The 11,973-nt window shown below is 70.8% G+C and carries 8 protein-coding genes; 7 read left to right on the top strand and 1 reads right to left on the bottom strand.

Translation table 11 applies throughout. From position 1 onward, the window contains the following. Positions 1-200 precede the first annotated feature (200 nt). Complete coding sequence (locus tag DY218_RS00780; RefSeq protein WP_128553951.1) at positions 201-1,175, top strand: helix-turn-helix transcriptional regulator; 975 nt, start codon at positions 201-203, stop codon at positions 1,173-1,175. On the opposite strand, the gene DY218_RS00775 is transcribed toward DY218_RS00780, so the two are convergent. Continuing rightward, positions 1,167-2,207, bottom strand: coding sequence for a LacI family DNA-binding transcriptional regulator (locus tag DY218_RS00775; protein ID WP_128553956.1), 1,041 nt, complete (start codon positions 2,205-2,207; stop codon positions 1,167-1,169). The genes DY218_RS00780 and DY218_RS00775 overlap by 9 nt on opposite strands. Positions 2,208-2,597: 390 nt before the next feature. Between DY218_RS00775 and DY218_RS00770 the strand changes: the two genes are divergently transcribed. The 6 genes from DY218_RS00770 (at position 2,598) to DY218_RS00745 (ending at position 11,949) form a co-directional block, all read left to right on the top strand. Continuing rightward, positions 2,598-3,881: an ABC transporter substrate-binding protein gene (locus DY218_RS00770; protein WP_128553950.1), complete on the top strand. Its 1,284-nt coding sequence runs from the start codon at positions 2,598-2,600 to the stop codon at positions 3,879-3,881. An 11-nt stretch (positions 3,882-3,892) separates the two neighbouring features. Continuing rightward, a complete protein-coding gene (locus DY218_RS00765; RefSeq protein ID WP_128553949.1) occupies positions 3,893-4,855 on the top strand; it encodes a carbohydrate ABC transporter permease in 963 nt (320 codons plus the stop codon). Positions 4,856-4,914: 59 nt separating this feature from the next. Further along, on the top strand, positions 4,915-5,766 hold the full coding sequence (locus DY218_RS00760) for a carbohydrate ABC transporter permease (RefSeq protein WP_233521284.1): 852 nt from the start codon (positions 4,915-4,917) through the stop codon (positions 5,764-5,766). 68 nt (positions 5,767-5,834) lie between these two features. Next, positions 5,835-7,130 carry a glycoside hydrolase 5 family protein gene (locus DY218_RS00755; RefSeq protein WP_128553947.1) on the top strand — a complete coding sequence of 432 codons (1,296 nt, stop codon included), beginning with the start codon at positions 5,835-5,837 and terminating at the stop codon, positions 7,128-7,130. Positions 7,131-7,191: 61 nt separating this feature from the next. Further along, positions 7,192-10,239 (top strand): alpha-mannosidase, encoded by a 3,048-nt coding sequence (locus tag DY218_RS00750; RefSeq protein WP_128553946.1) that lies wholly within the window; start codon positions 7,192-7,194, stop codon positions 10,237-10,239. 360 nt (positions 10,240-10,599) lie between these two features. Continuing rightward, a complete protein-coding gene (locus DY218_RS00745) occupies positions 10,600-11,949 on the top strand; it encodes a transcriptional regulator (protein ID WP_128553945.1) in 1,350 nt (449 codons plus the stop codon). The last annotated feature ends 24 nt before the right edge of the window (positions 11,950-11,973 follow it).

Raw genomic sequence — 11,973 nt, 5'->3', positions numbered from 1 at the left:
ATGAAGTACCTGCCCAGGTCGTTCGGCTCGGTGGCCGCTCTTCTGTCTGTCATGCGGAGCAGCCTCGCAAGCCATACGTGACAGAGGGNGTACCTGCCCAGGTCGTTCGGCTCGGTGGCCGCTCTTCTGTCTGTCATGCGGAGCAGCCTCGCAAGCCATACGTGACACCCTCTGTCACGTATGGCGGTACGGTTCCGGGCATGCGCGCCGACCGCCTGGTGTCACTGGTCCTGCTCCTTCGGCAGTACGGCCGGCTGTCCGCGACCGCGCTCGCCCGCGAACTCGAGGTGTCCACCCGCACCGTGCTGCGCGACGTCGAGGCGCTGTCCGCGGCGGGAGTGCCGGTGTACGCGGAGCGTGGCCGGCACGGCGGATTCGCCCTGCTGCCGGGTTTCCGTACCGAACTCACCGGGCTCAACCACGAGGAGGCGCTTGCGCTGCTCGTCGCCGGATCACGCCGCGGCGCGCAGGCGTTCGGCCTGGGATCGGCACTGGCCTCGGCCATGCTCAAGGTGGTCGACGCCCTGCCCGCGAGCTACCGGGACGTCGCCGCCGACGCGGCCCGGCGTCTGCTCATCGACCCGGACACCGATCTGCTCGCGCGTCGGGAGCCGGCCGAGGAGCTGCCGCACGCTGTCGTGGCCGAGGTCCGGCGCGCGGTGTTCGCCGGGCACCGGCTGCGCATCCACTACGCGGCCGTGGACCGGACCCCGAAGTGGCGCACCGTCGATCCGATCGGCCTGGTCACGGTCCGCGGGCAGGGCTACTTGCTGGCCACGAGGTCGGGTGCGGACCGCACCTACCGGCTTGCGCGCATCCTGGCCGCCGAAGAGGCCGCCGAGCCGGCGCAGCGTGCGGAACGGGTCGATCTGGAGCGGCTGTGGCAGGAGCGCAGCACGCGATTCCGGACCGGGGGCGAGCAAGTCACCGTGCAGATACGGGTGGCGGCGGAGCGGCGCGCTGAGCTGGTCGGCACGGCGCTGGCCGTCCGCGCCGAAGTCGCCGGTGCGGACGGACTGTTGTGCGTCGAGGCGAGCTTCCAGGACCGGCGGCATGCCGTGTGGGCGCTGTGGCAGCTGGGCACGGACGCGGAGGTGCTGGCGCCCGAGTGGCTGCGTACGTCCTTGCGTGAGCGGGCAGCCGCGATCGCCGCCCGCTACGAGGAGTCACCGTGACCGCGGCCCGGGGCCGGTGACGTTCCGTGCGGGCACTCCCGTGCTCTCCCGCTCGATCAGGGTCGGCAGCGGCATCCGGGCGGTGCGCTCCGGCCCGCCGTCGAGCAGGGCGGTGAGCTCCTGGGCGGCGAGGCGGCCGAAGGCGAGGGTGTCCCGGGAGAGTGCGGTGAGCCAGGGGTGGACCATGCGGCACAGCACGGAGTCCTCCCAGGACACGATGGACACGTCGGTGGGGACGCCGAGGCCGAGGCCCGCGGTGACGGCGGCGCCGGCGGCGGCCATCACGTCGTTGTCGTAGATCAGGGCAGTGGGCGGCTCGGACTCCTCCAGTACGCGGCGGGTGACCGTGGCGCCCTCGGTGTCGGAGTAGTCCGTGGTGACCGAGCGCGCGCCGGTCAGTCCGCGGCGGGTGGCCTCCTCGCGCAGGGTGCGGATGCGGCGCTCGGTGTGGGTGAGCGAGTCGAGGCCCGCGATGTGCACGATGCGGCGGTGGCCGAGCTCGTACAGCCGGCCCACGACGGCGGACATGGCGCCGATGTCGTCCGCGCGGATCTGGGAGAGTCCGGCATGGGTCTCGTCGCCCGGGAGTCCGCCGATGACCACGCCGGGCAGGCCGAGTTCGGCGAGGAGCGCCGGTCGCGGGTCGTCGACGCGCGGATCGACCACCAGGACGCCGTCCACCCGGTGCTCGGCCCACCAGCGCCGGTAGACCGCGCATTCGGCGGGCACGTCGTCCACCACCTGGAAGAGCAGGCCGAGGCGGCGATCGGCGAGCACTTCCTGGATGCCGGAGATCAGCTGCAGGAAGAACGAGTCCACACCGAGGGTCTGTGCCGGCCTGGCCACCACGAGTCCGACGGTGGCCGATCCCTCGCCGGACAGGGCCCGCGCCGCGGTGCTCGGGTGCCAGCCCAACTGCGCGGCCACCCGGCGGATTCGGTCGCGGGTGACCTCGGAGACGCCCGGCCGGTCGTTGAGCGCGAAGGAGACGGCGCTCTCCGAGACTCCGGCCCGCCGGGCTATGTCCTTCATCGTCGGCCTGCGCGCGGCGCTGCGGCGGGCCGGCGGAATGTCGTCGGCGGACGGGGAGTTCGCAGTCACCCGTGCCCCTTTCCCCGTTGGTCCCTGCGCATCGTAAGGCCTCGGACGGATCCGGTCGAGAGGTGTGCACCGATCGACTAATGCGCTTGAGCTGATGAGTCAGGCGTTGACTCTAAAGCGCATTAGTCACGACTGGCAATCCCTCAAGAAGGTTGCTCTGACCTGCAGTTGTGTCGGAGCGTAAAGCTCTTTCCGGAGAATCCATTGACTTTCTCCCCACTCGCCGTGCAAGGTCTGCTGCGAACGCAGTCGGCGGTTCCTGGTACCGCCCTGGCGTCCCTTCCGTCCGCACGCCTGGTCCGAACTAAGGAGCCGTTCACCGTGCGTATCTCCCGCAGGGCCCTCGCCACTGCCGCCGTCCTCGCCACCGTTCTGCCGCTGAGTGCCTGCGGTGGTTCCGACTCCGGCTCGAGCGACGCCTCCGGCAAGGTCGAAGGCAAGATCACCTTCCAGACCTGGAACCTGAAGGCCGAGTTCAAGGACTACTTCAACGGCGTCATCGCGGACTTCGAGAAGAAGAACCCGGGCACCGAGGTGGAGTGGGTCGACCGGCCTGCCGAGGGATACGCCGACAAGATCAGCGCCGATGCGGCGGGCGGCACGCTGCCCGACGTCGTCAACGTCTCCCCGGACCTGGTCGCCCCGCTCGCCAAGGCGGGCCTCGCCCTCGACCTCGACAAGGAGGCGTCCGAGTACCGCAAGGAGTACCTGGACGGCGCCTGGAAGAGCCACCAGATACCCGGCACCGAGGGCACCTTCGCCTTCCCCTGGTACCTGAACACCGGCCCGGTCTTCTACAACAAGAAGCTCTTCAAGGACGCCGGACTCGACCCGGAGAAGCCCCCGAAGACGTACGACGACGTCTTCGAGGCCGGCACGGAGATGGCGAAGAACAGCAAGGGCAAGGTCGCCGCCCTCGCCAACGTCCCCGCCATCGAGGACTTCGGCCGCTACGGCGTCCCGCTGATGAACAAGGAAGGCACCGGCTTCGCCTTCAACGACGCGAAGGGCGTCGAACTCCTCACCCGCTACAAGAAGTTGTACGACGCGGAGGGCCTCGACGCGCAGGCGCTGACCGCGACCCCGGAGTCCGCGGGCCACAAGTTCCTCACCCAGTCCGTGGCGATGAACCCGGGCAGCGCGCTCGACCTGGCGAACTTCAAGAAGGACGCCCCGAGCCTGTACAAGAACATCGGCATCACCGACCAGATCAGCAGTACGGGCAAGGCCAACATGTACGTCATGGGCGTGATGGTGAACTCGCAGACGAAGCAGAAGCCCGCGGCCGTCGCCTTCGCGCACTTCGTCACGGACAAGACCCGGCAGATGCAGTTCGCCAAGCAGGTCGCGGTCTTCCCGAGCACCGAGGGCTCCCTGGACGACCCGTACTTCACCAAGCAGGACGGCACCGACGAGACGAAGGTCAGGATCGCCGCCGCCGAGTCCCTGAAGACCGCCGAGAACTACACGCCGGTGCTGTTCAGCGAGCAGATGAAGGTCGAGCTCAAGAACCAGGTGGCCAAGGCCCTGCAGGGCAAGCAGAGCCCCAAGGCCGCCCTGGACAACGCTGTCAAGACCTGTGACCGACTGCTGAAGCAGAGCTGAGCCGCACCCTCATGAAGACTCCCACCGCCATCCGGGCGACCGCCGCGGACCTGCCGGCCGAGGGCGCCTCGCCGCCGCCCCCGCGCCGGCGGTCCCCGCGCGGGATCAGGCGCCAACTGCCCACCAGCCCCTGGCTGTTCGCCGCCCCCGGGCTGCTCGTGATCGGCGCCTTCATCCTGTATCCGTTCCTGAGCACACTGGTCAACGCGTTCACGGACAAGCGGACCCTGATCCCCGGCGAGTTCGTCGGACTCGACAACTTCCGCGAGCTCCTGCACGACGACATGTTCTGGATCGGCCTGCGCAACAGCACTCTCTACGTCCTCGGGGTCGTCCCCGCGCTCGTCCTGCTCCCGCTGCTGCTCGCCCTCCTCGTGCAGAAGCACATCCCGGGCATCACGTTCTTCCGCTCCGCGTTCTACACCCCGGTGGTCGCCTCCATCGTGGTGGTCGGCCTGATCTGGGTCTGGATGCTGGACGACCGCGGACTCGTCAACGCCGTGTTGGAGGCCGTGGGCGTCGGCAAGGTCGGCTTCCTCAGCGACCAGTGGCTGCTGCTGTTCAGCGCGATGGGCGTCACGGTCTGGAAGGGCCTCGGCTACTACATGATCATTTACTTGGCGGCGCTCGCGAACGTACCGCGTGAGCTGCACGAGGCGGCCGCGGTGGACGGTGCGGGGGCGGTACGCCGCTTCCTCACCGTCACCGTGCCGGCGGTCCGCTCCACGATGGTCCTGGTCGGGGCGCTCGCCTCGGTGGCCGCCTTCAAGGTGTTCTCCGAGGTGTATCTGATGGCCGGGCCCAGCGGCGGCCCGGCCGGCGAGGACACCACCCTGGTGATGCTCGTGCAGCGCGTCGGCACCGGGCTCACCGGCCGGGTCGGCTACGCCTCCGCGATATCCGTCGTCGTCTTCGTCGTCACCGTCGCGCTGATGCTGCTCGTGCTGCGCGCCGACCGCAAGGAGGACGCGTGACCACCACGACCACGCAGCCGGCCGCCGAGCAGCCGAAGCGGCGGCGTACTCCCCGGGTCCTGCGGATCACCGACGAGAACGGCAAGCGGGTCCCCGCCTGGCAGCTCGTCGTGCGCTACGTCCTGCTGCTCGCCGTACTCGCCCTGATGATCGGGCCCTTCCTGTGGCAGCTGTCCACCTCGCTCAAGGGGCCGCACGAGGACATCTTCAGCTCGCCGCCCGAGTTCCTGCCCAGCGAACCGACCCTCGGGAACTTCGGCCGGGTCGCCGACACCATTCCCGTATGGGACTACGCCTTCAACTCGCTGAAGGTCGCCGTCGCCAACGTCCTGACGAACTGCGTCGGCGCCGCGCTCGCCGGCTACGCCCTGGCCCGCATGCGCTACCGCGGCCGCAAGGCGGCGCTGCTCGCCTTCATCCTGGCGATGCTGGTGCCCGTGGAGGGCATCATCATCGCCCAGTTCACCACCATGCGGGACCTGGGACTCAACAACACCCTGATCGCCGTCCTGCTGCCCGGCTGCGTCAGCGCGCTCAACGTCCTGCTGATGCGCAACGCCTTCCTCAACCTGCCCCAGGAGGTGGAGGAGGCGGCCTTCGTGGACGGCGCCAACGTCTGGCAGCGGTTCACCCGCATCGCCCTGCCCGCGGTCAAGGGCACCCTCGCGGTCGTCGCGATCTTCGCCTTCATGGGCGCCTGGGACGACTTCCTGTGGCCGCTGATCGTCCTCTCCGACCCGGAGAACTTCACCCTGACCATCGGCCTGAACTATCTGCACGGCACCTTCGCCAACGACGAACGCCTGGTCGCCGCGGGCACCATCATCGCCGTGCTGCCGCTGATCGTCCTCTTCGCCTGTCTGCAGCGGTTCTTCTTCCGCGGCGTGGGCGAGGGCGCGGTCAAGGGCTGACGGGGACCGGCGCCACACACGGGCACGCCCGCCGACCACCACCACGAGATTCGGGACACCACCTCTCCATGAGCTCCACCGCGCCGCGCTTCGGCGTCAACTACACGCCCAGCCAGGGCTGGTTCCACCACTGGCTCGACTTCGACCTCGACGCCGTACGCACCGACCTCGACCAGATCGCCGGGCTCGGCCTGGACCACATCCGGGTCTTCCCGCTGTGGCCGCTCTTCCAGCCCAACCGCACCCTGATCCGCCCGGCGGCCGTCGACCAGCTGGTCCGACTCGCCGACGCCGCGGCCGAACGCGGTCTCGACGTGAACGTGGACGGACTGCAGGGCCATCTCTCCAGCTTCGACTTCCTGCCCGCCTGGACCCAGACCTGGCACCGGCGGAACATCTTCCACGACCCGGACGTCGTCGCCGGGCAGGCCGAGTATCTGCGTACGCTCGCCGCCGCCCTCGCCGACCGGCCGAACTTCCTCGGCATGACGCTCGGGAACGAGGTCAACCAGTTCGCCGCGGGACCGCACCCCGATCCCGACCGCATCACCGCCGACCAGGCGGAGCACTGGCTGCACACCCTGCTCGACGCCTGCGAGCAGGGCGCACCCGGGCGGCTGCATCTGCATGCCGCCTACGACGCCGCCTGGTACCAGGACGATCAGCCCTTCACGCCCGCGCAGGCCGCCCGGATCGGCGCTCTGACGGCCGTGCACTCCTGGGTGTTCAACGGCACGGCGCAGCGGCACGGGCGCACCGGAGTGGCGACCGAGCAGCACGCCGCGTACCTCGTCGAGCTGTCCAAGGCCTGGGCCCTGGAGCCGCATCGGCCGGTCTGGCTGCAGGAGGTCGGTGCTCCGGCGCCGCTCATCCCGGCCGAGCACGCCGCCGCGTTCTCCACCGCGACCGTGACCGCTGCCCTGGACTGCCCGGACCTGTGGGGCGTCACCTGGTGGTGCTCGCACGACGTGTCCCGTTCGCTGGCCGATTTCCCCGAACTCGAGTACAGCCTGGGCCTGTTCACCAACGACGGCCGGGGCAAGCCGGCCGGCGAGGCGATCGCCGCCCTCGTCGCCGAGCAGCGCCGGCAGCCGCATGTCCCGGTGCCGCGCAGCACGGCCCTGGTCGTCGACGCCGGGGACGAGCACACCGCGCCCGGTCGCTCGGTCTGTGCGCCCGGTGGTGCCGTCTTCGAGGCGTTCGCGCGGCTCACCGCGGACGGTGCCCGGCCCACCACCGTCCTGGCGGACCGTTCCGCGGACCCCGCGCACCTGGCGGCCCGCGGCATCACGGAGGTCGTCACCCCCGAGCAGGCCGGCACCAGCAGCACGTCGGATGCCGCCACCGCCGCACACCCCTGGTAGTTGTCCGCCCCGACAGCGGACACTTCGGTAAGAGACATCACCAACCCCCGGAGCACCCCTGATGCATGACGACCGCACCCTGGTCGAGGCCCGACTCAAGCGCGTCCTCGACGAGCGCATCCGCCCCGCCGTGTACCCGGAATCGGTCCCGCTCCAGGTCGCCGTGTGGAATGCGCCCGGCGAGCCGGTCCCGGTCGCCGAAGGCCTCGCCGCCGCCCCCGAACCGATCGACGTCGGCGAGCAGTGGGGTGCTCCATGGGGCACCAGCTGGTTCCGCGTCACCGGGCATGTGCCCGCCGAGTGGGCGGGCCGTACCGTCGAGGCGATCCTCGACCTCGGCTTCGACGAGAACATGCCCGGCTTCCAGTGCGAGGGCCTGGTCTACCGTCCCGACGGCAGCCCGGTGAAGGGCCTCAATCCGCGCAACCAGTGGGTCCGCATCGGCGCACCGGTCGAGGGCGGCGAGGAGGTGCGCCTGCACATCGAGGCCGCCTCGAACCCGGTCATCCTCGACTACCACCCCTTCCTGCCGACACAGCTCGGTGACAAGGAGACCGCCGGCAGCGAGCTCCAGTACAAGCTGACCCGGATGGACCTCGCGGTCTTCGACGAGGAGGTCTGGAATCTCGTCCAGGACCTCGAAGTCCTGGGCGAGTTGATGGCGGAACTGCCGGTCGAGGGCGCACGGCGATGGGAGGTGCTGCGCGCCGTCGACCGCGCCCTGGACGCCGTGGACCTGCAGGACGTGAACGGTTCGGCGGCCGCCGCCCGCGCGCGGCTGACCGAGGTGCTCGCCACGCCCGCGCAGCCGTCCGCGCACCGCATCAGCGCGGTCGGCCATGCGCACATCGACTCCGCGTGGCTGTGGCCGCTGCGCGAGACGGTGCGCAAGGTGGCGCGTACGACGTCGAACATGACCGCGCTGATCGAGGACGAGCCGGACTTCGTCTTCGCCATGTCGCAGGCGCAGCAGTTCGCCTGGATCAAGGAGCACCGGCCGGAGGTCTACGCGAAGGTCAAGAAGGCCGTCGCCGAGGGGCGGTTCGTACCGGCCGGTGGGATGTGGGTCGAGTCCGACACCAACATGCCCGGATCCGAGGCGATGGCGCGGCAGTTCGTGCACGGGAAGCGGTTCTTCCTGGACGAGTTCGGCATCGAGAACGACGAGGCCTGGCTGCCGGACACCTTCGGCTTCGCGGCGGGTCTTCCGCAGATCATCAAGGCCGCCGGCTCCAAGTGGCTGCTCACCCAGAAGATCTCGTGGTCGCAGACGAACAAGTTCCCGCACCACACCTTCCAGTGGGAGGGCATCGACGGCACCCGGATCTTCACGCACTTCCCGCCCGTCGACACCTACAACTGCTCGATGAAGGGCAGCGAGATCGCCCACGCGGCGAAGAACTTCAAGGACAAGGGCGTCGCCCGGCACTCGCTCGCGCCGACCGGCTGGGGCGACGGCGGTGGCGGCACGACGCGCGAGATGGTCGCCAAGTCCGCCCGGATGCGGGACCTCGAAGGCTCGGCGACCGTCCGGTGGGAGACGCCCGAGGAGTTCTTCACCAAAGCGGAGGCCGAGTACGCCAACCCGCCGGTCTGGGTGGGGGAGCTGTACCTGGAGCTGCACCGGGCCACCCTCACCAGCCAGGCGAAGACCAAGCAGGGCAACCGGCGCAGCGAGCACCTGCTCCGGGAGGCCGAGCTGTGGGCCGCCACCGCTGCCGTGCGGGCCGGATTCCCGTACCCGTACGAGCAGTTGGACCGGATCTGGAAGACCGTCCTGCTGCACCAGTTCCACGACATCCTGCCCGGCTCCTCCATCGCCTGGGTGCACCGCGAGGCGGCTGCGACATACGCCGCCGTCGCCGAGGAGCTGAACGGCATCGTGGACGCGGCGCAGCGGGCGCTCGCGGGCGAGGGCAGCCGGACGATCACCTTCAACTCCGCCCCGCACACCCGCTCCGGAGTCCCGGCGGGCGGCGCCGCACCGGCGGCCGTCACCGGCGAGACCCGGATCACCGACCGCCCGGGCGGCGGGCACGTCCTGGACAACGGTCTCCTGCGCGTCGAGATCGACGCCCGCGGCCTGGTGATCTCCGCCTACGACCTGGAGCAGGAGCGGGAGGCCGTCGCACCCGGCGACGCGGCGAACCTGCTGCAGATCCACCCCGACTTCCCGAACATGTGGGACGCCTGGGACGTGGACGAGTTCTACCGCAACACGGTCACCGACCTCGTCGATCTCGACGAACTCGGTGTGGTGGACGCCGACGGCGCGCCCGCGGTCCGCATCGTGCGCTCCTTCGGCGACTCGCGGGTCACCCAGGTGCTGCAACTGCCGCCCGGCGTCAAGCGGTTGGACATCGACACCGAGGTCGACTGGCACGAGACGGAGAAGTTCCTCAAGGCGGCCTTCCCGCTCGACCTGCACGCCGAACGGTACGCCTCCGAGACCCAGTTCGGTCACTTCTACCGGGCCACCCACACCAACACCAGCTGGGAGGCCGCCAAGTTCGAGGCCTGCAACCACCGCTTCGTCCACCTGGAGGAGCCCGGCTGGGGCGTGGCGCTCGCCAACGACTCGACGTACGGCCACGATGTGACCCGCACCGTGCGGGCCGCCGACCCGGCCGCCGGGGTGCGGCGCGGGACGACCACCACCGTCCGGGTCTCGCTGCTGCGCGCGCCCCGCTTCCCCGACCCGGAGACTGACCAGGGGCTGCACCGCTTCCGGCACGCCCTGGTGCCGGGCGCGACGATCGGGGACGCCGTCCGCGAGGGCTTCCGCACCAATCTGCCCGAGCGGCGGGTCACCGGCGACGCCGCCGTGGCGCCGCTGGTCACCGTCGACGACGACGCGGTGGTGGTCAGTGCGGTGAAGCTCGCGGACGATGCGAGCGGCGACCTCGTGGTGCGGCTCTACGAGTCGGCCGGTGGCCGCGCCCGGGCACGCCTCACCACCGGATTCACGGCCGGCGGTGTGGTGGCGACCGACCTGCTCGAGCGGCCGCTCGCCGATGCCGCGGCGCTCGAACTCGCCGACGGTGTCGTGTCGTTGGACCTGCGCCCGTTCGAGCTGGTGACGCTGCGGCTGACCCGCGCCGCGGACTGACCGCCGGCAGGGGGCGGGCCGCGCGGTCCGCCCCCGATCGATGGCCGACGCGACCGGCGTCGTCCGCCGGCCGCATTGGTGATCGGCAGGCGGCCCGGCGGACGACGTGGGATGGACCGCCGCACTGTACGAGGGGGAGCCGGCGGCCCCGGCCGCCTCTGACGAGGCCGGCGGGTCCGGCCCGAGGGAGCCGGACGGTGGGGGGATTTTCGGGGCATTCCAAGTGAACCGGGCCCGAGGGTGCGAGGGCAGCGCGCGAGCCGCCCGGCCGCGGGCACTCGGTTCACACCCCGTGTGAAGGCGGGGCGAGTAGGCTCCTTGGCGACCAGGCTCCTTGGCACCGAGTCACCGGAGGGCCGCATGCAGCCCAACACCCTGCTCGACGCCATCCTCGACGAGGCCGGTGTCTCGCACGCCGGTCTCGCCGCGCACGTCAACCAGGCGGGCCGGCGCCGCGGCCTGACGCTCCGCTACGAACACACCGCCGTGGCCCGCTGGTTGAAGGGCCAGCGCCCGCGCGGGCAGGTGCCGGACCTGATCTGCGAGGTGCTCGCGGCGCGACTGCACCGGCCGGTCACCCTCGACGACATCGGCCTCGGCGTGCCGGGAGGCCCCGCCGCCCAGTGGGGCGGAGTCGGTGCGAGCCTGTCCGGATTCGTCGAGCGCGCCACCGCCCTGTGGCGGTCCGACGAACAGCAGCGGCCGCACATCCTGGGCGCACCGGCCGTCACCGGCACCCCTGCGGTGATGCCGGTCTGGGAGTGGGAGAACCCGCCGGAGGACGTCGATGTGTCCCGCGGCGGACGCCAGCGGGTCAGCATGTCCGACATCGCGATGCTCCGCTCGGCGCGGGCCCACTACGAGCAGATGTACCGCAAGACCGGCGGGGTGGCGACCCGCGCCCGGATCATCCGCTTCCTGAACGCCGAGACCGCCCCGCTCCTGCGCGGCAGTTACTCGGACGACACGGGCCGGCATCTGCACAGGGCGACGGGCGGCCTGGTCGCGGTCGCCGGCATCTGCGCCTACGACTCCGATGCGCACGGCCTGGCGCAGCGCTACTTCCACCAGGCACTGCGCCTGGCCAAGGCCAGCGGGGACCGCGGCCTCGGGGCGTATGTGATCGCGCTGCTCGTCAACCAGTCCCTGTTCATGCGGGAGTTCCGGCAGGCGGTGGCCTTCGCGGAGGCAGCGCTCAGGGCCGCGGGGCACGACATCACCCCCGCGCTCGCCGCCGATCTGTACGCGATGCAGGCCAAGTCGTACGCCCATCTCGGCGACGGTTCGAGCGCCCTGGCATGCATCGGACGGGCCGAGTCGGCCGCCGAACGCATCCACCGCAGCCGCGAGCCGGACGAGACCGGGTACGTCCAGCCGGGCCTGGTCAATGTGCAGGTGGCGGAGGCGCTCTTCAGCCTCGGCGATCTGATCGCGGCCCGCGAGCACGCGGCGGCCGCCGTGGACACCCCGGCCCACGACCGTGGCCGGGTGCACCGTCTGGCGATGCTCACCCAGATCGAGCTGCGGCAGGGCGAGGCCGATCGGGCCGTGGCCACCGCGGTCGAAATGGCCGAACAGGCACGGGGGATGGAGTCCCAGCGGCTGCGCGACCGGCTGCGTTCGGTGCGTGAGCATCTCGTACGCAACGGCTGCTCGGGCACCGACCAGGCGGCCGCCCTCATCGACGGAGCGCTGCGCGTACCGCTGTGAACCGCTCTCCGGCTGGGATATTGC

Source organism: Streptomyces triticagri, assembly GCF_003429565.1.
GTDB lineage: Bacteria > Actinomycetota > Actinomycetes > Streptomycetales > Streptomycetaceae > Streptomyces > Streptomyces triticagri.
The sequence above is the reverse complement of the archived record's forward strand: the minus strand, read 5'-3'. Positions and strand labels throughout refer to the sequence as shown.